The following is an 18,644-nucleotide window of genomic DNA, read 5'->3' as shown; positions in this document are numbered from 1 at the left end:
CAATCACAGCGGGTGACCGATGATCACAGGCAGGAGTGCAACGCCTCCACCAGGTCCTCCACGCGGTCGTGGTCGGCCAGGCGGGCTGTCGCGTACGCGAAGGTGTAGCCGCGCTCCGGGTCGGCCCAGGCGCTGCTGCCGCCGATCCCGCCCATGCCCCAACTGGCGTCCGGCTCCCACTGCATGCCGAGCGTCCAGTCCACCGGCCGGTCCAGCAGCAGGTCCGGACCGGAATACTGCACCCGCGTCGCCTCCGCGACCAGCTCCGGGCTGAACAGCCGTACCCCGTCCAGGGTGCCGCCGGCGAGCAGCCCCGCGTACAGCCGGGCGAGCCCGGCGGCGGTGGCGTGCAGGTTCACCGCCGGGATCTCGGCGGCCCGCCACAGGTCACTGTTCACCATCGCGACGTCCAGCCCGCCCGGGGGGTTGTCCAGCGCCCGCGCCCGCAACGAGCCCGGCTCGCCGCGCATCCGGTCCGGCCAGGCCGGATCGCCGTACGACAGGTCGGCGCACCGCCGCCGGTCCGCCTCGCCCAGCCCGAAGGCCAGGTCCAGGCGCCACGGACCGGCGACCTCCTCGGCCAGGAACCGGCCCACCGGCCGCCCGTCCACCCGGCGGACCAGCTCGCCCACCAGGTGCCCGTACGTCCAGGCGTGCTCGCCCGCGACGGCGCCCGGCGTCCACTCGGGCTCGGCGGCGGCCAGATCGGCGCAGAGCAGGTCCCAGTCGGCGACGGCGGTGGCGGGCCGGGACACCGGGAAGGCGGGCAGCCCGGCGGTGTGGGCGAGCACCTGCCGCACCGTGGCCGGGGCGCGGAACCCCGGCCAGTACGCCGAGACCGGCGCGTCCAGGTCGACCCGGCCCCGGTCGACGAGCAGCAGCAGGCAGAGCGCGACCACCGGCTTGCCGACCGAGTAGACGTCGACGAGCGAGTCCGGTCGCCACGGCCGGTCCGCCCCGGCGGCCGGTACGACAGCGCCGGGCGGGACCGCGGAGGTGGTGCCGCCGACCAGGTCGACCACCGGTACGCCGTCGTGCCACACGGAAAGCGACGCGCCGGTCTCCCGGCCGGTGGTGAACAGGTCGTGGAAGCAGTCCCGGACCGGGGTGAAGCGCGCGTGCATGCGGCCACGGTAGGTGGTCGCGTTCGTTACCGGCGCGGGAATTCCGGGCCGGTGCGGTGGCCGGTGTCCCGAAGGTGCGGAATGCTTGCGGAATGGCGGAGCCGGAACTGGTGGACGTGGTCGTGGTCGGGCTCGGCGTCGGCGGCGAGGAAGTGGCCGGGCGGCTCGCCGAGGCCGGCCTCACCGTGGTCGGCATCGAACGCGACCTGGTCGGTGGCGAGTGCCCCTACTGGGGGTGTGTGCCGAGCAAGATGATGATCCGGGCGGCGAACGCGCTGGCCGAGGCGCACCGGGTCAACGAGCTGGCCGGGTCCGCCCAGGTGCGGCCCGACTGGGCGCCGGTGGCGAAGCGGATCCGGGCCGAGGCCACCGACACCTGGGACGACAAGGTGGCCGTGGACCGGTTCACCGGCAAGGGCGGCCGGTTCGTCCGGGGCAGCGGGCGGCTCGACGGCCCGAACCGGGTACGCGTCGGCGACCAGGTGTTCCAGGCCCGCTACGGCGTGGTGCTCGGCACCGGTACCCGGCCCTCGGTCCCGCCGATCGACGGGCTGGCCGACACGCCGTACTGGACGAACCACCAGGCCGTCGAGGTGGAGGAACTGCCGGGGTCGCTGCTGGTGCTCGGCGGCGGCGCCATCGGGCTGGAACTCGCCCAGGTCTTCGCCCGGTTCGGCGTCCGGGTGACGGTCGTCGAGGCGGCCGACCGGGTGCTGGCCGTCGAGGAGCCCGAGGCGTCCGCGCTCGCCGCCGACGCGCTGCGCGCCGACGGGGTGGAGATCCACACCGGGGTCAAGGCCGGCCGGGTCGGCCACGACGGCGACGCGTTCACCGTGCACGCCGACGGCGCCGAGTTCACCGGCGAGAAGCTGCTCGTGGTGACCGGCCGCAAGGCGCACCTGGAGGAACTGGGCCTGGACACGGTCGGGGTGGACGCCGGGCAGCGCTACCTGCCGGTGAACGACCGGATGCACGTCACCGACGGGATCTGGGCGGTCGGCGACCTCACCGGCGAGGGCGCGTTCACCCACATCGCCATGTACCAGGCCGGCATCGTGGTGGCGGACCTGCTCGACCACATGCGGCGTACCAAGGGAGGCCCGGACGCCAGCGGCACCGCGAGTGTGGTCGGCGGCGCGGCCGGGGTGGTCAGCTCGGTCGGCGGCGCGATGAGCGCGGGCGGGTCGACTGTCGCACCGGGCAGCGTCCCGGTCGCCGACTACCGGGCGCTGCCCCGGGTCACGTTCACCGACCCCGAGGTCGGTGCGGTCGGCCTCACCGAGCAGCAGGCCCGGGAGCGCGGCGTCAACGTCCAGGTCGGGTACGCCGACCTCACCTCGTCGGCCCGGGGCTGGATCCACAAGACCGGCAACGCCGGGTTCATCAAGCTGATCGCCGACGCCGACCAGGGCGTCCTCGTCGGCGCCACCTCGGCCGGACCGGCCGGCGGCGAGGTGCTCTCCGCCCTCGTCGTGGCGGTGCACGCGGCGGTGCCGATCAGCCAGCTCCGGCACATGATCTACGCGTACCCGACGTTCCACCGGGCCATCGAGGACGCGTTGCGCGCGCTGAAGTGACGCCTCAGCCGGCCGGCGCGCCGTGCCGGCCGGCCCCGTCGGCGAACCGGCCGGCGCCGCGTACCCCGTCCACCGCGAGCGACTCCAGGCCGTAGGCCAGCTCGGCCGCCATCGCCTCCGGCTCGGGCAGCCCCGCGCCGGCCAGCACCGCCGCCCGGTCGTTGCGCAGGCACGTCTGCGGGGACCGGGCGAGCCCGGCGGCCAGCTCCTCGGCCGCCGCGCGGGCCTCACCCGGCGCGACCAGCCGGTTGACCAGACCCATCGCGTACGCCTCGTCGGCGCGCACCGGACGGCCGGTGAGGATCAGGTCCATCGCGCGGCTCTCGCCGATCAGCCGGGGCAGCCGGACCGTCCCGCCGTCGATCAGCGGTACGCCCCAGCGTCGGCAGAACACGCCGAGCGTCGCGTCCGACTCGGCGACCCGCAGATCGCACCAGAGCGCCAGCTCCAGCCCGCCCGCCACCGCGTACCCGGAGATCGCGGCGATCACCGGCTTGGACAGCCGCATCCGGGTGGGCCCCATCGGCCCGTCGCCGTCGGGCTCGACCCGGTTGCCGCGCGGCGTGCCGACGGCCTTGAGGTCGGCGCCCGAGCAGAACGTGCCGCCCGCTCCCCAGAGCACGGCGACCGCCGCGTCCGGGTCGGCGTCGAACGCGCGGAACGCGTCGGCCAGGGCTCGTGCGGTCGGCCCGTCCACGGCGTTGCGGGCCTCGGGCCGGTCCAGGATCACAGTGGTCACGGCACCGGCGTGCTCGACGCGTACCCCCATGGGCTCAGCATGCCCGCGACGCATCTGCGAGGGAATTCCGGGGCGTCCGGTTTGGGGGCTCTCCTGCCGGGAAGTCGGAACAGGTGCGCGAACTACTGACGAAGATCGAACAGGCCACCGGTCTCGACCGGGTGGGTGACCGGTTGCAGCGTGCCGTCCAGGGCACGCTGCGCTCGCAACGGGTACGCGACGCGCTGCACGGGGTGTGGCTCGGCCATCCGCTGCACCCCGCGATGGTGCAGGTGCCGGTCGGCGCCTGGATCTCCGCCGCCGTGGTGGACCTGCTGCCCGGCCAGCGCCGGGCCGCCACCGCACTGGTGGGTCTCGGTACGGTCAGCGCGCTGCCCGCGGCGGTCGCCGGGCTCAACGACTGGGCCACGCTCACCCGCGACCAGCGCCGGATCGGTCTGGTGCACGCCGCCGCCAACACCGTCGGCCTGGCGCTGTACGCCGGCTCGCTGGCGGCCCGGCTCAACGGGCGGCACGGCCTCGGCCGGACGTTGTCCTACCTGGGGCTGTCCGCCGCGAGCGGTGGGGCGTACCTGGGTGGGCACCTCGCGTACAAGCAGGGCGCCCAGGCCAGCCAGAGCGTCTCCGAGATGCACCTGATCAGCGACGGGTGGCACCGGGTCGGCGACCTGAGCAGCCTGCCCCGGCACGAGCTGGTCACCAAGAAGATCGACGACGTCTCGGTGATCCTCTACCGGGACGGCGACGACGTCAGCGTCATGCTGGAGCGCTGCCCCCACCAGAGCGGCCCGCTCGGCGAGGGCACCGTGGAGCAGATCGACGGCCACGCCTGCGTGGTCTGCCCCTGGCACGGCAGCGCGTTCCGGCTCGACGGCGGCGAGGTGGTGCACGGCCCGGCCGCCAACGACCAGGTCGTGCTGCCCAGCCGCGTGGTGTCCGGCCGGGTCGAGGCCCGGCTGCCCTGAGTCAGTCCCGCCGGTGCCGTCCGCTCGACAGCGCGCGGGCGGGCACCGGCCGCTTGCGCAGCCCGAGCAGCGCGCCGATCTGCGCGCCCACGATGCTCGCCACGGCCAGCACCGCCGAGATGGCGAGCGGACGGTTGATGCCCTCCTCGGCGGTGGCCCGGGACGCGCCCGCCGACATGGCCGGCGGCTGACCGACGGGCGCCTCCACGGTGGGCGTCGCGTCCCGCGGCGTGGGCTTGGGCTTCGCCTTCGGGGTGGTCGAGGAGGCACCGCCGCCACCGGGCTTGACCGGTGCCGTCTCGGCCGGCTTGGTGACCACGATCCGTCCGGTGGCGTGCCGCCGGGCACCCGAATCCGTCGCGCCGTCCGGCAGCGTGATGAGCTGACCCGGGCGGATCCGGTCCGGGTCGGCGAGCCGGTTCAGCCGGGCCAGCTCCTTGTATCTGTCGAAGTCGTCCAGGTAACGGTCGGCCACCTCGCCCAGGTAGTCGCCCTTCGCGACCCGGTACACGGCCGGGTCGTCCGTCTTCGACGCGACCGGGGCCGACGGGGTGGCCTGGCTCGCGGTCACGGCCGGCGAGGTGACGGCGGCGACCGCCGGTTGCGGGGCGGTCAGTGCGGCGGCGCTCGCCGCGGCCGGGCTCGCGACCAGGATCAGCGCGACCGAACCGACGAGCGCGGCTGCCGCCTTCTGCTGGCGGTGCATGCCGGGCAGCTTCGGCGCCGGCCGGCGTACCGCCGCCGCGAGCAGCTCCACCACGACGGAGAACGCGAACGTGGCCCAGCCGAACCAGCCCACCACCGCCAGCGCGCGCAGGAACAGTTGACCGTCGTCGCGGCTGGTCAACGCCGTGCCGACCTCGGCCAGCGTGGGCAGGTGATCCGGCAGCGGGTTGCCGGCGAACGCCAGCAGCGCGACCGGCCCGCCGGCCAGCACGCCGACGAGCACGACGAGGGCGCCGAGGCCGGTGAGAACCTGGCCGGCGCGGCGGACGGGGGAGCGTCGGGGTGCGCCCATGGCGGCCTTCCCTTCCTACGGTGGTCCGGTGAGCGCCCGAGCGGTGGCCTCACCGGTGACGGTGGCGGTCTTCTGTGCGCCGAACAGACTCAGCAGGTCCCGGCTGTAGGTGATCTGCACGCTCACCCGGATCTGGGTCTCGGTGCCGACCACGGGGAAGTCGACCTCGTGGTCCTGGACGCCGCCCGCGGCGTCCAGGTAGGCGGCGACCGCGGCGCGGGCGGCGACCTGGTCGATCCGCTTCGGGCCGCCCTCGATGGCCCGCGCCCGGTCGATCATCTGGCCGCCGGCGCGGGCCGCCTCGGCGGCCAGGTTGTCCGCGCGCTGGAGCGTGCGCAGTTGACCGGCGCCGTCGTAGGCGAGGCCGATGATCGCGAGTACGCCGGTCATCGCCACGGCCAGGAACAGGCTCACCCGGCCGTTCTCCGCCTCGCGCCGCCCGGTCATCCGCGGCTCCGATAGGTGTCCAGCGGCGAGGTGAATCTCGCCGAGACGGTCTTGCCGCCCGGCACGCCGGGCAGGCCGGGCGCGCTCAGGTCGTCGAAGGAGACGGTGCAGGTCACCGTGACAGTCACGGTCGCCGGCACGCCTGCGGCGCTCTGGTACGCGGCGGCGAAGCTCGTCGTCGTCCCGGCCACCGAGCCCGCGAGATCGATCTGGGGTGGGCCCGTGCAGTTCAGCCCCGCCCAGCCGAGCTGGTCATGGGCCGCCTCCTCGGCGGCCTCCGCACCGTCGTCGGCGTTGCGGGCCAGCGAGGCGGCCCGGGCGGCGTCGTGGGCGGCCGACTCCACCGCCTCGTCCGCGACGGCGGTCCGCCCGGCCACGCCGGCCAGCACCATCAGCCCGATGAAGGCGGGCGCGAGCACCGCCACCTCGATCGAGACGGAACCCCGGTCCCGCCGCGGCCCGGCGCTCATCCGGTGGTCCAGCGTTCGGCCGGGCCGTGCGCGGTCTGCGTGACCTCGAACGAGACGCCCGGGATGACCGACAGGGAGCGTCCCTGCACCGTGCAGGTGACGCCGGTGGCGCTCTCGACGCAGGTCGGGCCGGTCTGCTCCCAGCCGACCAGCCAGTCCCCGGACTGTTGCAGGAAGCTGATCGCCCGCTGCCGTCCGGCGTCCGGCCCGGCGTCGATCGTGCGCTGGGCGTTCACGGCGGTCTGCGCGGCGTTCAGCGCGGTGGACCGGGCCACGAACCAGACGGCGACCTGGATCGAGCCGAACAGCATCACCAGGATCACCGGCATCACCACGGCCAGCTCGACCGGGTTGGCGCCCCGCTCACCCTCGGCCAGGCGGGCGCGCAGGGCAGCGGCGATCCGCCCCGGACCGGGCGGACCGGCGGGCCGGCCGGCAGACGCCGGCCGGCTCCGGACCGTACGGGCGGGGCGCGGCATCACGGGGCCTGCGGCGCCGTGTTGTTCGGGATGGCGTTCATCCAGTTGTTCGCCTTGGCCAGGGCGAGCCCGGTGACCGCCATGGCCACCGCGACCAGGCCGAAGATGATCACCGCGGTCGGCACCGGACTGTCGCCGCGCTCGGAGTCCCGGCGCAGCTCGGCGAGGCGGGTGCTCACCGCCACGTACAGGTAGGCGTAGAGGTGCATGGTCGTCTCCTTCTCGGGTGGGTTCACAGGCGGGCGAGGAACGGATAGACGGCGAAGCCGAGCAGGACGAACACCAGCAGTGAGCCGGGGATGTCCAACTTGCTGGTGACCCCCTCGGCCCGGGCCAGGTTGTCGGTGCGGATCTGGTCGCGCAGCGAGTCGGCGCGGGACCGCAACGTCTCGTGCACCTGGGCGCCCTCGCTGCCGGAGGAGCGCATGATGGCGCCCACGTCACCCAGCTCCGGGATGCCGATCCGCTCGGCCAGCTCCTGCAACTCGTCCCAGGGCGAGTGCATCTGGAGCTGGGCGAGCCGCAGCGCCTCCCGGATCCGGTCGAAGACCCAGCCGTCGCAGACAGCCGCCGCGCGCTCCAGCGACTGCACCGGGCCGTGCGCGGCGGACAGTTGCAACGCCACCAGGTCGAGGTAGGTGCAGACCGCCTGCCGGAACTCGTCCCGGGCGGCGTCCGCCTTGGCCAGGACCGCGCGGTGCGCGAGCAGTCCGGCGCCGAGCGCCAGGCCCAGGCTGGCCACCACCGGTACGGCCACCGGCAGCGCCACCCCGCCGACGAAGAGCACCGCCGAGGCGACCGCCGGGGCGGCGAACCCGACGAGCGCTGAGAGCAGCACGGACAGGGCGTACTGCTCGGGGGTGCGGTCGAGCAGGGCGAGCTGCCGGTGCGGCGGGCGCAGCCAGCGGGCGAACCCGCCGAGCCAGTCCGGCCCGGCGCCGGCGGCCGGGGCCTGGCCGGGCGGCTGGTGCAGCCGGCGCAGCGCCGGGCCGAGCGCCGGGGTGGCCGGCAGCGCCTCGCGGACGACCAGGAACAGCCCGAGCCCGACCGCGCACCCGCCGAGCACCGCGATCGCCATCTGCCAGTTGAGGACGCTCACGGTGCCCGCCTTTCGTTCGCGACTGCGGGGCTCGCAAGCTCGCTCCTCGCGCTCACGCGATCGCCTCCTCCGGGTCGGGCGCCGGCAGGAACCGCGCGGGCCGGGGCGGCTGGCTCATCGAGCGCACCCAGACCAGCAGCCCGACGAACGCCGCGCCGAGCACCGCCATCACGAGCTGACCCGTCACCGTCCCGTACGGACGGATGTAGTCGCTGTTCACCAGCCCGTACGCGAGCGTCGCCAGCGTCATGCCGGTGAGGAAGCGGACCGCGAACCGGGGCTGGGTGCGTTTCGCCTCGACCTCGCGCCGGGTCGCCACCTCGGCCGAGGCGGCGGTGGCGATCGACCCGAGCACGTCGCCGAGGCGCTCGCCCCGGTCGGTGAGGTGCAGGATCAGCGCGGCCACCACCTGGTCGGCGACCGGGTCGGCGATCTCGTCGGCGAAGGCGAGCAGCGCGGAGCGGGCCAGCCAGCCGGCCTGGAGGCGGGCGGCGAGCGTGCGTACCTCCTCCTGGATCTCCTCCGGCGCGGTGGCGATGGTGCCGATGATCGCCTGCTGGAGTCCCTGGCCGGTGGCGGAGATGTCCTTGAGCCGGCGGGTCCACTCGCCTACGGCTTCGACCCGGGCGATGGCCCGCTGCTCGGCCCGGCCGACCGCGAACAGCCACGGCACGCCCGGCACCGCGAGCGCCACCAGCAGGCCGACCACCGGCAGTCCGGTGAGCAGGAACGCCGCCGCCCCGGCGACCACCGCGGCGCCGAGCAGGAGCTGGTAGCGGCGCTGGTCGGCGCGGCTCGCGCCGGAACCGGTCCAGAGGCGGCTCAGGCCCGGCCCGGTACCGGGTGCCGGACCGGGCGGGCGGCGGGTGCCGACGAGCGCGACGACTGTCAGCACCAGCCCGGCCACGCAGGCCGCGCCGGAGACCAGGGCGATCAGTTCGATCTGCGTCACGCCGGGCCTCCGCTCGGCCGCGCGCCGAGGCGGGTGTGCCGGGGCCGCCGCCACGCGCCCACACCGGTTTCGACGAACCGGGTGAGCAGGCGGGCGTCGTAGCCGACGCGCAGCAACTGGTCGCGGATGCGTTCGGGCAGGTGGCGAGGGACCGCACGGCCGTCCGGACCAGGGCCGAAGACGGTCGTCGTGGTGATCCGGTTGCCCTCGCCGACGCCGATGACCTCCTCGACGTGCGAGACGAACCGGTGCTTGCGCCCGCCGATCGCGGTCTCGTCCTCGACCGTGACGTAGACGATCAGGTCGAGCGCGTTGCCGGCCATCCGGCGGGCCTGGTCGACCGTCATCTCCCGGCCGTGCGACAGCGCCAGCTCGATGATGCGTTCGCTCACCCCCGAGGGGGTGCGCGCGTGGATGGTGCACATCGACCCGCGGCTCGTGGTCATCGCCTGGAGCATCGGCACGATCTCCCGGGACCGCACCTCGCCGACGATGATCCGCAGCACGCCCATGCGCAGCGACACCGGGATCAGGTCGGCGATGCTGACCTCACCCGCCGGCCGCCCGTCCGCGCCGCGCTCGCCGTGCCCCTCCCGGGACTCGAAGCTCATCACCGCACGGTGTTTGTGCCCGCGCCGGGCCGGCAGGAGTTCCCGGCTCTCCTCCAACAGCACGTACGGCTCGTCGGCCGGGATCTCGTCCATCAGCGCGCGGATCACAGTGGTCTTCCCGGCCCCGGCGAGCCCGGCGACCATGATGTTCAGCCCGGCCCGCATGGACGCGCGGAGGAAGTCGCGCAGCAGCGGGTCGATCATCTCGTCCAGGTCGGGCCGGCCGCCCGCGATGTCCTCCAGGCTGACCTCGAGCGTGTTGTGCTTGCGGATCACCGCGTACGGGCGGTGGCTGACCAGGAACACCGCGGCGAGCCGGCTGCCGTCCGGTAGTTGCAGGTCGAGCGTGGGCTTCGACGTGGACAGCGACCGCTCGGTGGCCCCGGCCCGGCGGGCCGCCGCCTGAAGGATCTCCACCAGCTCGTCGTCGGTCTCGGCGATCGGCTCGGCCCAGTCGACGCCGCCGCCGTGCCGGGTGATGCGCACCTGGTCGCAGCCGAGGATGTGCACCTCCTCGATGCTGTCGTCGACGAGCAGCGTCTGGAGGCGGCCCAGCCCGACGAGTTCGGCGGTGACCTGGTCGAGCAGCACCCGTTCCGCGTCGGCGGCCATCGGCGTGCCGGCCCGGCGTACCGAGTCGGCGTACGCGGACACCACGGCGACCGCCAGCCGGGCGCGCTCGACCTCCTCGGCGTCGGCGTCGAACTCGCGTCCGCGCTGCCACTGGGTGAGCCGTTCGCTCAGCTCCCGGCGCAGCTCGCGGACCACCGCGAAGTCGACGCGGGGGCGTGGCGGTGGGGCCGCCGGCGCGGCGGGCACCGGGCCGGGGACGTGGTGCCGCCCGTTCGGCGGGGCCAGCGGCGGGACCGTCGAGACGACGCCCGGCTGCTGCGCGCGCGGGTCGTGGGAGACCGGCTCAAACCGCACCGGACACCCCCGGCACGCTCGGCGCGGTCACCGCGCGCGGTGTGGTCGCCCCGGGCCAGGCCAGCCGGGCGCGACGCCGGTCCAGCAGCGCCCGTACCGGTACCTCCAGGGCGCCGGCCGCGCGCATCAGCGGCCGGTTCGCCCGTACGGTGCCGCCGTGGGCGAGCACCTCGGCGGTACGCGGGTCGTGCGGCAGGCGGGCGATCACCGGCAGCCGCAGCGCCTTGCTGATCTCGCTGGTGCCGTGCCCGTCCCCGATCACGAGCAGGCGCAGCGTGCCGGGCGGTACGCGGTGCTCGGTGAGATCCCGCTCGATCGCGCGGGCGGTGGCCCGGGTGGCGGAGAGGTCGGGCAGGTGTGCGCGTGTGACCAGCAGCACCACCGCGGCGGCCCGCAGCAGCGGCCACGGTGGACCGCCGACCGCCAGCCGGCCGCAGTCGACCAGCACGTCGTACGGCGGTTCGCCCCGTTCCAGCCCGGTGAAGTAGTCGGCGAAGCGCTGCCAGAGCGGGATCACGCTGCCGGCCTGGGCCGGGTCCACCACCCCTGGCAGCAGCAGCCGTTCGCGGCGGGGCGCGTCCAGGTCGACCAGCTGGGACCAGAACGCGTGTTCCAGGCTGCCGTCGCGCAGCTCACCCACCGCCAGCTCGCCGATGCCGCGCGGGCCGTCCAGCGCCCCGCCGAGGTACCCGGCGAGGATCGAGCCGCCCGCCGGGTCGCACTCGGCCAGCACGAGCCGCCGGTGCCAGCTCAGCGCGGCGGCGAGCGCGGCGGTGGTGACACCCGGTGATCCCTTCGCCGAGACCAGGGCGATGATCGCCATCAGGCCGCCTCGGTGAGCACGAGCGCGATCCGGTCGTCGGCGGCGAGCGCCACGACGGCCGGCACGTCCCGTACGGCCAGCGCCAGGTAGACCACCACGTCACCGTTCTGCGGCGCGGCGGTGTCGATCACGGTGCCCTCGAACCGGGTGCCGCCGCCACGGGACGCGTCGGAGCCGCCGCCGGTCGCGTTCGAGGGCGTGCTGACCAGCAGCACCTTGTCGCCGGGGTGCAGCTTGCGGGCCGGCACCTGCTCGGGTTCGAGCCCCAGCGCGATCTGCTGCTGCCCGGCGCCGAGCAGCGGGGCCTCGGTGAGCTGGGCCGGGGTGAGCAGCGTGCCCGGGGTGAGCCGGACGGCCGCCCGCAGCCCGAGGACCTCGTCCATCCGGTCGGCGGACACCGGCTGGAGTTCCCGCCCGCCGGAGACGCGTACCGGCACCAGGTCGTCGGCGGTGAGCTGCTGTCCCACGTCGACCGGCCGGGCCACGGCCAGGTACGTGCCGGTGGAGCGGACCGAGGTGACCGCGAACGCCGCGCCCAGCCCGCCGAGCGCGATCAGCAGGACCGCCAGGCCGAGCAGGCCGGGGCGGACGCGTCGCTGCCGGACCACCTTCGGCGGCGCGACCGGTGCCTCCACCGGGGTTCCGTTGCGGGCTGCCACGACGCTCATCGGGTCACCACCTGAAGCTCGTTGATCTGTACCGGGACGACGCCGCTGGACCGGCTCTGGGCGATGACGCCGCTCTCGCCGCCGCCGGACCACTCGACGGTCCAGAACGTCGTGGCGCTCACCTCGTAGGTGCCGGCCTTCGGATAGCCCTGGTCGAGGCCGCAGTCCGGCGAGGTGGAGCCGGCCCTCGGCCCGTTCGCCCGGTACGGCGTGCCCGGCCCGTCGCAGGTGACGTCGATGTCGTCGGACATGTGCCAGACGATCCGGTCCACCTTCGCGGTGATCTCCACGGTCAGCCCCCGGTCGGAGGCGGACGCGGACAGCGGCCCGAAGTAGGCCTCGCCCGGGCTGGCCCACATCCAGACGGGCAGCCCGACGAGGCCGGGGCCCTGGCTGCGCCGGGGCGCCACGGCGGCCCGGGGCGGGAGCAGCGAGATCGAGGCCAGCGCGCGGCGGGCGAGTTCCTCCGGGTCCGGCGGCGCGCCGTAGCCGGGCGGCGGGGCGTCGAGAAGCGCTCGACGGATGCTGCCGAGGTCGCCGCCGTTGCAGGTGAGCTGGTACCACTGTTGGCCGGGAGGCGCCTGGCCCTGCGGCTCCTCGAGCTTGTAGTAGCAGCCGTCGGCGTTGTTGAACCAGCCGAGAACCGGGTGGTAGCAGGCGATGGCCCGGCCGTTCCACTGGCACTTGGGCGTGCCGCCGCCGTTGCCGCCTCCGCCGCCGTTGTCCCCGCCGCCGCCCGGTCCGCCTGGTCCACCGGGGATGCCGGGGTCGTCGTCCCAGACGTCGCAGTCGGTCTGTTCCGGCGGGCAGGAGCCGCCCGGGTCGGCGGCGCGGGCGGGTGCGCCGGTGAGCGTCAGCAGCGCGGCCAGGCCGGCGGCGAGCAGCAGCCGGCGGGGCGTCCCGGCCCGGGTCGGACGGGCCGGGACACCCCTTCCTCCCCAGGTCAGCACGGCTGGTCCTGGTGCGCGGCGCCGCCGTTGACCAGCCATCGGCCGTCCGGGAAACGGACCGCTGTGGCGGTGGCCAGGTAGCGCCCGCCACGGGTGCCGGGTACGGCCTTGCGGTTCTTGGCGTAGACGAGCCGGTATCCGCTCGCGTCCAGGCAGTCCTGGATCTCGACGGTGGGCGGGCGGGCGGCCAGGTCGACCGACACGACCTCGGGGTCGGAGAGCAGTTTCCCGGTACGCATCGCGCCGTGCTCCTTCGCGTCGAGAATCGCCATTCGCACCCGGGTCAGCAGCGGATCAGCCAGAAAACGGGTCAGAGCGGGATGGGACGGATCGCTGCGCGCACTGGCTGCCCGGGACGCGTCGAGATAGCCGGAATAGGCGGCCAGGGCCGCTTTTCCGGCGGCGTCCTCCTCGGCGCTGGAATGGGCGGCGGGTGCGGCGGCACGACCGGTCAGCGGACGGGTGGCCGCCTCCGGCTCGGTGCCGCAGCCGGCCGAGCCGACCACCAGCACAACGCTGAGCAGGACGATTTCCCATCGGCGGGATTGCCGTGTGCGCAACGCCGATCCCTCCTCGGTGCCGGCCCGGGGCGATCACGCCGACCCGCTCCGGGCATGCGGAAGCGCGCCCGGAACTGTCACTCCGGGCCCCCGTCGCCGCCACTTGTATTGATCTGTACTGATCGATGCGGATTTTGTGCCCTGGTGCCTCCGACGCCAATTGATCGGGGGTTGCGTCGTACCCAAGGGGCGAGCATAGGCTCACGTCCGCCGATGCAACAGAGGTAATTCACGTGAACACGGTGAGTGAAGACGGGAGGTGGTGGCCGGTGTGTGTCGCCACGATGACGAGTGGGCCTCGGCGGGGCTCCGGGCCGGCGGGCGTGTGCTCACCCGTACGCGCCGCGGTGGTCGCGACGGACCGCCGGTATGGGTGGGGAGCGTGCCGCTCGTCCGATCCGTCCCGCCGGTTCGCCGGGGTTCACGCCGTGGCTCGCCCCGGCCGCCGCCGCGTCGCATCAGACGCCCCGGCACGCCTCGGTCGTCGCATCCGCGCGAAGGAGAAATCACTCTGCGTGCTCCACGGTGGAACGCACGGCGACCGGACGGGGGATCCGGCATGACGGCTGAACGGGTACGGCGTACCGGACCGGTGGCCGATGCCCGCCGTCCGAGTACCCGGCTGGTCGCCGCCCTGACGGTCGTACCCCTGCTCCGGCTGGCGGTGGCGCGCTACGCCGTACCGCCGGGGTCTCCGGACCGGACGGGGTGCGACGGCTGCGGCGCCCCGATCGCGCTGGACCGGCCGCTGCCGGCGCTCGGCCCCGCCGCCCGCTGCCCGGCCTGCCGGGCCCGGGTCGGCGCGGCGCCGGCAGTGGTGGAGGTGGCGCTGCTGCTCGCGGTGGCGGTGCCGGTGTTCACCGGCGGCGCGCCCGCCGCGCGCCTGGCACTGGCGTGGTGGCTGGTCTGGGCGGTGCCGATGACGATCGTGGACGCGCTGGCGCACCGCCTGCCCGACCGGCTCACCTGGCCGGCGGCGGCCGGTACGTGGGCGCTGCTCGGGGTGGCCGCGCTGACCGGCCCGGGCACGGACCCGTGGATCCGCGCGGTCCTGGCCGGGCTGGTGCTCGGCGGCGGGTTCGCCGCCACCACGCTGCTGCTCGGGCGGCGCGGCTTCGGCCTCGGCGACGCCAAGCTGGCGCTCGGCGCGGGCGCGCTGCTCGGCTGGTACGGCTGGCCGGTGCTGGTGGCCGGGCTGGTGCTCGCGGTGACCCTCGCCGGACTGGCCGGGGTGGTGCTGCTCGCCGCCCGGCGGGTCCGCTGGTCCGGGCACCTGCCGTTCGGGCCGTTCCTGGTGCTCGGCACCGCCGCCGCGCTGGTGCTCGTCACCGTGTGATCGGCCACCCGCAGGTGCGGGCGGGCGCCGCCACGGGTATCGGAGTCCCAGCCACCTCCCAGCCGGGTCTGGTTCGGTGGCGGTCCAGGCTTCGGACTCGGGAGGACACGTGCCGCACGGCGACGACGGTTGGCGGATCCGGCGCACCAGCGCGGACCTGGACCGGCTGGGCGAGACCGAGTCCGTCTTCGCGCTCGCCAACGGCTGGGTGGGCTGGCGCGGGACGCTCGACGAGGGCGAGCCCTGCGGCATGCCCGGCAGCTACCTCAACGGGTTCCACGAGCAGCACGAGCTGACCTACCCGGAGAGCGGGTACGCGTTCCCGGAACGCAGCGACACCGTGATCAGCGCGCCGAACGCCGCCCTGATCCGGCTCTGGGTCGACGACGAGCCGCTGGACCTGCGGACCGGCACGATCCGGCGGCACCACCAGGAGCTGGACCTGCGCGCCGGAGTGGTACGCCGGGAGACCGAGTGGGTCTCGCCGGGCGGCCGGGGCGTACGCATCCGCAGCACCCGCCTGGTCTCGCTGACCCGGCGCCCGGTCGCCGCCGTCGACTGGGCGGTCGAGCCGCTGGACGAGCCGGTCCGGCTGCGGGTCGGCGCCGACCTGCTCGCCAACCAGCGGGTGCCGGAACGCGCCGACGACCCCCGGGCCGCCTCGGTGATCCACGACCCGCTCACCGGCGAGATCCGTCGCGACGACGGCCTCGACGGTGTGCTCGTGCACCGGACCGGGCGCAGCGGCCAGCGGGTCGCCGTCGCCGTCGCGCACCGGGTCGAGGCGCCCGACGAGATCACCACCGACACCGAACTGACAGCCGACCGGTTCCGGCTGGCGCTGTCCGGCCCGGTACGCCCCGGCGAGCGCATCCGGGTCACCCGGTTCGCCGCCTACGAGTGCGCCGACGTCGACGGCACCCCGGCCGATGAACTGGCCGACCTGGTCGTCGCGGAGGCGGACACCGCCCGGGCCGACGGGTTCGACACCCTGCTGGCCGAGCAGCGCGCCGCGCTCGACGCGGCATGGGCCACCGCCGACGTCGAGCTGGACGGCGACCCGGAGCTGCAACTCGCGGTGCGGTTCTCGGTGTTCCACCTGCTCCAGTCCGGCCGCGCCGACGGCGACCGGACCATCCCGGCCAAGGGGCTGACCGGCAACGGCTACGACGGGCACGTGCTCTGGGACACCGAGGGCTACGTGCTGCCGGTGCTGACGTACCTGGCGCCGGAACTGGCCCGCTCGGCGCTGCGCTGGCGGCACGCCCACCTGCCCGAGGCCCGTGAGCGCGCGGCCGAGCTGCGCCTGACCGGCGCCACGTACCCGTGGCGGACGCTCAGCGGCCGGGAGTGCTCCGGCTACTGGCCGGCCGGCAGCGCGGGCCTGCACGTCAACGCGGACATCGCCGACGCGGTGCTGCGGTACGTGGCGGCCACCGGTGACACCGCGTTCCTCGCCGAGTGCGGCGCCGAGGTGCTGATCGAGACCGCCCGGCTGTGGCACGGATACGGCCACTTCGACGACGGCGGCGCGTTCCACCTGACCGGCGTCACCGGCCCGGACGAGTACTCCGCGCTGGTCGACGACAACGTCTTCACCAACCTGATGGCCCGGCGCAACCTGCGCGGCGCCGCCGACGCTGCGGCACAGTGCCCGGAGGTGGCCGCGCGGCTCGGCGTCGACGCCGCCGAGGTGGCCGGGTGGCGGGCCGCCGCCGACGCGATGTTCGTCCCGTACGACGGCAAGCGCGGCGTGCACGAGCAGTCGGCCGGATTCACCGCGCAGCCGGAGTGGGACTTCGCCGGCACCGGCGAGGACGACTACCCGCTGCTGCTGCACTTCCCCTACCTGGAGCTGTACCGCAAGCAGGTGGTCAAGCAGGCCGACCTGGTGCTGGCCATGCTGCGCTGCCCGGGGGAGTTCACCGCCGAGGAGAAGACGCGCAACGTCGCCTACTACGAGGCGCGGACCGTCCGGGACTCGTCGCTGTCGGCGTCCGCGCAGGCGATCCTCGCCGCCGAGGTCGGGCACCTCGACCTGGCGTACGACCTGTTCGCCGAGACGGCGTTCCAGGACCTCGCCGACCTGGGCGACAAGACCGCCGACGGGCTGCACCTGGCGTCCCTGGCCGGCGCCTGGCTGGTGGTGGCGCAGGGCTTCGGCGGGCTGCGCGACGACCGGGGCGTGCTCGCGTTCGAGCCGCGCCTACCCGGGCCGATCACCCGGCTGGTGTTCCACCTGCGCCGGCACGGGCACCGGCTGCGGGTCACGCTCACCGGGCGGGAGGCCCGCTACGAGCTGCCGGACGCCGGGCCTGGTGACGCGGTGGAGCTGTGGCACCACGGCGAACAGCTCCGGGTCACCGGCGACGGGCCGGTCACCCGGCCGATGCCGCCGGTGCCCGATCCCGGCCCCGAGCCGCAGGCCCCACCCGGCCGCCGTCCGGAACGGCGCGCTCAGGAGGCGGCCGGCGGCGACGACTGAACCGGCAGTCCGGACATCCGGGCGACGACCTCCTCCAGCGCCTCGAACGCGTACGCCCAGTTGTGGCACTTGAAGCTCCGCAGCCCGGTGATCGGGGTGCGGCAGTCGGCACAGTGGACACCGGGGATCGCGTCCGGCACCTCGGTGTTCACGTACTTGCGCTCGCCGAGGATCACCCGCGCGATCATCGTGTGGTCGTGCACGCCGTGCAGCGCGGACGAGACGATGTCGTACCAGGTGACCCGCCGCCCGCACTTCGGGCAGTCCGGCTCGTCGCCACTGACCCACAGCGGCGCGCCGATGCTGCGCGCGGGCATGTTCAGCAGCTTCTCCAGCCGTCGCACGTCCGCCTCCGGGGTGGTCCACCGGTGCCGCCCGGGCAGTGACGCGGGCGAGTCGTAGACGGCGCGGAACACCACCGGCTCGACCTCCACTGTCTCCCGTCCACCTGTCATCGGAACCTCCTTGCGCCGGTGTGTCCCACCGTCGTACCAGGTGAAGACCGGGATCGGCCGGATCGTCGACACGACGGGTCAGCGGTGTGTCGCCCAGAGTGCTAGACATCGAGGGGTGACGGAGGCTGAGAACCGACCCAATGTCGCCCGGATGTACGACTACTACCTCGGCGGCTGCCACAACTTCGCCGCCGACCGGGCCGCCGCCGAGGAGATCCTGAAGATCTTCCCGGACACCGGCGTCGCCGCGCAGAGCAACCGCGCGTTCCTGCGCCGGGTCGTGCGCTGGGCGGCCGAGCAGGGCGTACGCCAGTTCCTCGACATCGGCGCCGGCCTGCCGACCCAGGGCAACGTGCACGAGGTGGTCCGCGCGATCCGCCCCGACGCCCGGGTGGTCTACGTCGACCACGACGAGGTGGCGGTCGCGTACGCCCGGCGGTTGCTGCCCGTGGACGGCCGCACCGTCGTGCTCCAGGGCGACCTGCGGCGCCCCGACGAGCTGCTGGCCGACCCGACGCTGCGGGCCACCATCGACCTGAGCGAGCCGGTCGCGGTGCTGCTGCTCGCGGTGCTGCATTTCGTGCCGGACGCAGACGACCCGTACGCGGCGGTGGCGAAGCTGCGTGACGCCACGGTGCCGGGCAGTGTGCTCGCGCTGTCCCACCTCACCCTGGACGGACTGCCGGCGCTGCCCACCGAGCAGGGCACGGCGATCTACCGTCGCAGCAGCTCCCCGCTGGTGCCCCGCAGCCGCGACGAGGTGGCCCGGTTCCTCGACGGGTACGAGCTGGTCGAACCGGGCCTGGTGAAGGTGGCGGACTGGCGGCCCGACGGGGAACCGCAGGCCGCGGTGTCGCACGGCTACGGCGGGGTGGGCGTCCGCCGCTGACCGCAGTCGACGCTCCTATGACGCGTCAAGTGGCTGGGGTGGGGTTTCGAGGCGTCGGTAGAGGTCTCGG

The 18,644-nt window shown here is 74.7% G+C and carries 20 protein-coding genes; 5 read left to right on the top strand and 15 right to left on the bottom strand.

What is annotated here, in order from left to right; all coding sequences use genetic code 11:
• Window positions 1-23 precede the first annotated feature (23 nt).
• Entirely contained in the window at window positions 24-1,124 is a 1,101-nt protein-coding gene (locus tag V6U82_RS28065; protein WP_334466425.1) for a serine hydrolase domain-containing protein, read from the bottom strand.
• A gap of 92 nt (window positions 1,125-1,216) precedes the next feature.
• Here V6U82_RS28065 and V6U82_RS28060 point away from each other — a divergent pair, with 92 nt between their 5' ends.
• Entirely contained in the window at window positions 1,217-2,701 is a 1,485-nt protein-coding gene (locus tag V6U82_RS28060) for a dihydrolipoyl dehydrogenase family protein (protein WP_334466423.1), read from the top strand.
• 4 nt (window positions 2,702-2,705) lie between these two features.
• Here the strand turns inward: V6U82_RS28060 and V6U82_RS28055 are convergent, their stop codons facing one another.
• Window positions 2,706-3,470: a crotonase/enoyl-CoA hydratase family protein gene (locus V6U82_RS28055; RefSeq protein ID WP_334466420.1), complete on the bottom strand. Its 765-nt coding sequence runs from the start codon at window positions 3,468-3,470 to the stop codon at window positions 2,706-2,708.
• A gap of 83 nt (window positions 3,471-3,553) precedes the next feature.
• Here V6U82_RS28055 and V6U82_RS28050 point away from each other — a divergent pair, with 83 nt between their 5' ends.
• Entirely contained in the window at window positions 3,554-4,405 is an 852-nt protein-coding gene (locus tag V6U82_RS28050; protein WP_334466417.1) for a Rieske 2Fe-2S domain-containing protein, read from the top strand.
• 1 nt (window position 4,406) lies between these two features.
• Here V6U82_RS28050 and V6U82_RS28045 read toward each other — a convergent pair whose 3' ends face one another.
• The 12 genes from V6U82_RS28045 to V6U82_RS27990 form a co-directional block, all read right to left on the bottom strand.
• Window positions 4,407-5,423 carry a LysM peptidoglycan-binding domain-containing protein gene (locus V6U82_RS28045; RefSeq protein WP_128136584.1) on the bottom strand — a complete coding sequence of 339 codons (1,017 nt, stop codon included), beginning with the start codon at window positions 5,421-5,423 and terminating at the stop codon, window positions 4,407-4,409.
• Window positions 5,424-5,438: 15 nt separating this feature from the next.
• The gene (locus tag V6U82_RS28040; protein WP_128136583.1) at window positions 5,439-5,870 is read right to left on the bottom strand and encodes a pilus assembly protein TadG-related protein; all 432 of its coding nucleotides are present in this window, start codon (window positions 5,868-5,870) and stop codon (window positions 5,439-5,441) included.
• On the bottom strand, window positions 5,867-6,340 hold the full coding sequence (locus tag V6U82_RS28035; RefSeq protein ID WP_128136582.1) for a TadE/TadG family type IV pilus assembly protein: 474 nt from the start codon (window positions 6,338-6,340) through the stop codon (window positions 5,867-5,869). Before V6U82_RS28035 ends, V6U82_RS28040 begins: the two co-directional genes overlap by 4 nt.
• Complete coding sequence (locus tag V6U82_RS28030) at window positions 6,337-6,819, bottom strand: TadE family protein (protein ID WP_334466411.1); 483 nt, start codon at window positions 6,817-6,819, stop codon at window positions 6,337-6,339. The genes V6U82_RS28035 and V6U82_RS28030 overlap by 4 nt, the downstream gene beginning before the upstream one ends.
• The gene (locus V6U82_RS28025; protein ID WP_013283462.1) at window positions 6,819-7,028 is read right to left on the bottom strand and encodes a hypothetical protein; all 210 of its coding nucleotides are present in this window, start codon (window positions 7,026-7,028) and stop codon (window positions 6,819-6,821) included. Before V6U82_RS28025 ends, V6U82_RS28030 begins: the two co-directional genes overlap by 1 nt.
• 23 nt (window positions 7,029-7,051) lie before the next feature.
• On the bottom strand, window positions 7,052-7,897 hold the full coding sequence (locus V6U82_RS28020) for a type II secretion system F family protein (protein ID WP_334466502.1): 846 nt from the start codon (window positions 7,895-7,897) through the stop codon (window positions 7,052-7,054).
• A 73-nt stretch (window positions 7,898-7,970) separates the two neighbouring features.
• Window positions 7,971-8,924 (bottom strand): type II secretion system F family protein, encoded by a 954-nt coding sequence (locus tag V6U82_RS28015; RefSeq protein ID WP_442933476.1) that lies wholly within the window; start codon window positions 8,922-8,924, stop codon window positions 7,971-7,973.
• Window positions 8,867-10,408 carry a CpaF family protein gene (locus tag V6U82_RS28010; RefSeq protein WP_334466406.1) on the bottom strand — a complete coding sequence of 514 codons (1,542 nt, stop codon included), beginning with the start codon at window positions 10,406-10,408 and terminating at the stop codon, window positions 8,867-8,869. The genes V6U82_RS28015 and V6U82_RS28010 overlap by 58 nt, the downstream gene beginning before the upstream one ends.
• Window positions 10,398-11,231: a ParA family protein gene (locus V6U82_RS28005; RefSeq protein ID WP_334466402.1), complete on the bottom strand. Its 834-nt coding sequence runs from the start codon at window positions 11,229-11,231 to the stop codon at window positions 10,398-10,400. Before V6U82_RS28005 ends, V6U82_RS28010 begins: the two co-directional genes overlap by 11 nt.
• The gene (locus V6U82_RS28000) at window positions 11,231-11,899 is read right to left on the bottom strand and encodes an SAF domain-containing protein (protein WP_128137032.1); all 669 of its coding nucleotides are present in this window, start codon (window positions 11,897-11,899) and stop codon (window positions 11,231-11,233) included. The genes V6U82_RS28005 and V6U82_RS28000 overlap by 1 nt, the downstream gene beginning before the upstream one ends.
• Window positions 11,896-12,849 (bottom strand): hypothetical protein, encoded by a 954-nt coding sequence (locus V6U82_RS27995; protein WP_334466397.1) that lies wholly within the window; start codon window positions 12,847-12,849, stop codon window positions 11,896-11,898. Before V6U82_RS27995 ends, V6U82_RS28000 begins: the two co-directional genes overlap by 4 nt.
• Complete coding sequence (locus V6U82_RS27990) at window positions 12,843-13,409, bottom strand: hypothetical protein (protein ID WP_334466394.1); 567 nt, start codon at window positions 13,407-13,409, stop codon at window positions 12,843-12,845. Before V6U82_RS27990 ends, V6U82_RS27995 begins: the two co-directional genes overlap by 7 nt.
• A 559-nt stretch (window positions 13,410-13,968) precedes the next feature.
• On the opposite strand from V6U82_RS27990, the gene V6U82_RS27985 reads away from it, so the two are divergent.
• The gene (locus V6U82_RS27985) at window positions 13,969-14,745 is read left to right on the top strand and encodes a prepilin peptidase (RefSeq protein ID WP_334466391.1); all 777 of its coding nucleotides are present in this window, start codon (window positions 13,969-13,971) and stop codon (window positions 14,743-14,745) included.
• Window positions 14,746-14,854: 109 nt separating this feature from the next.
• Window positions 14,855-17,230 (top strand): glycoside hydrolase family 65 protein, encoded by a 2,376-nt coding sequence (locus V6U82_RS27980; RefSeq protein WP_334466388.1) that lies wholly within the window; start codon window positions 14,855-14,857, stop codon window positions 17,228-17,230.
• On the opposite strand, the gene V6U82_RS27975 is transcribed toward V6U82_RS27980, so the two are convergent.
• Window positions 17,203-17,685 (bottom strand): hypothetical protein, encoded by a 483-nt coding sequence (locus tag V6U82_RS27975; RefSeq protein ID WP_128138496.1) that lies wholly within the window; start codon window positions 17,683-17,685, stop codon window positions 17,203-17,205. The two genes, V6U82_RS27980 and V6U82_RS27975, sit on opposite strands and share 28 nt — an antisense overlap.
• A gap of 115 nt (window positions 17,686-17,800) precedes the next feature.
• On the opposite strand from V6U82_RS27975, the gene V6U82_RS27970 reads away from it, so the two are divergent.
• Window positions 17,801-18,574: an SAM-dependent methyltransferase gene (locus V6U82_RS27970; protein WP_334466384.1), complete on the top strand. Its 774-nt coding sequence runs from the start codon at window positions 17,801-17,803 to the stop codon at window positions 18,572-18,574.
• Window positions 18,575-18,644: the final 70 nt, after the last annotated feature.

Origin of the sequence: Micromonospora sp. CPCC 205554, from assembly GCF_036902745.1 — a bacterium.
In the GTDB taxonomy this organism is placed as follows: Bacteria; Actinomycetota; Actinomycetes; order Mycobacteriales; family Micromonosporaceae; genus Micromonospora; species Micromonospora tulbaghiae.
Note: the sequence above shows the minus strand (reverse complement) of the source record. Positions and strands in the feature narration are given on the sequence as shown.

Bases quoted from the DNA above. Each gene is read 5' to 3' on its own strand.
- V6U82_RS27975 (WP_128138496.1), bottom strand. From the start codon at position 17,685: ATGACAGGTGGACGGGAGACAGTGGAGGTCGAGCCGGTGGTGTTCCGC.
- V6U82_RS28040 (WP_128136583.1), bottom strand. From the start codon at position 5,870: ATGACCGGGCGGCGCGAGGCGGAGAACGGCCGGGTGAGCCTGTTCCTG.
- V6U82_RS28055 (WP_334466420.1), bottom strand. From the start codon at position 3,470: ATGGGGGTACGCGTCGAGCACGCCGGTGCCGTGACCACTGTGATCCTG.
- V6U82_RS28060 (WP_334466423.1), top strand. From the start codon at position 1,217: ATGGCGGAGCCGGAACTGGTGGACGTGGTCGTGGTCGGGCTCGGCGTC.
- V6U82_RS27985 (WP_334466391.1), top strand. From the start codon at position 13,969: ATGACGGCTGAACGGGTACGGCGTACCGGACCGGTGGCCGATGCCCGC.
- V6U82_RS28035 (WP_128136582.1), bottom strand. From the start codon at position 6,340: ATGAGCGCCGGGCCGCGGCGGGACCGGGGTTCCGTCTCGATCGAGGTG.
- V6U82_RS28030 (WP_334466411.1), bottom strand. From the start codon at position 6,819: ATGCCGCGCCCCGCCCGTACGGTCCGGAGCCGGCCGGCGTCTGCCGGC.
- V6U82_RS28005 (WP_334466402.1), bottom strand. From the start codon at position 11,231: ATGGCGATCATCGCCCTGGTCTCGGCGAAGGGATCACCGGGTGTCACC.
- V6U82_RS28045 (WP_128136584.1), bottom strand. From the start codon at position 5,423: ATGGGCGCACCCCGACGCTCCCCCGTCCGCCGCGCCGGCCAGGTTCTC.
- V6U82_RS28000 (WP_128137032.1), bottom strand. From the start codon at position 11,899: ATGAGCGTCGTGGCAGCCCGCAACGGAACCCCGGTGGAGGCACCGGTC.
- V6U82_RS28065 (WP_334466425.1), bottom strand. From the start codon at position 1,124: ATGCACGCGCGCTTCACCCCGGTCCGGGACTGCTTCCACGACCTGTTC.
- V6U82_RS28020 (WP_334466502.1), bottom strand. From the start codon at position 7,897: ATGGCGATCGCGGTGCTCGGCGGGTGCGCGGTCGGGCTCGGGCTGTTC.
- V6U82_RS28025 (WP_013283462.1), bottom strand. From the start codon at position 7,028: ATGCACCTCTACGCCTACCTGTACGTGGCGGTGAGCACCCGCCTCGCC.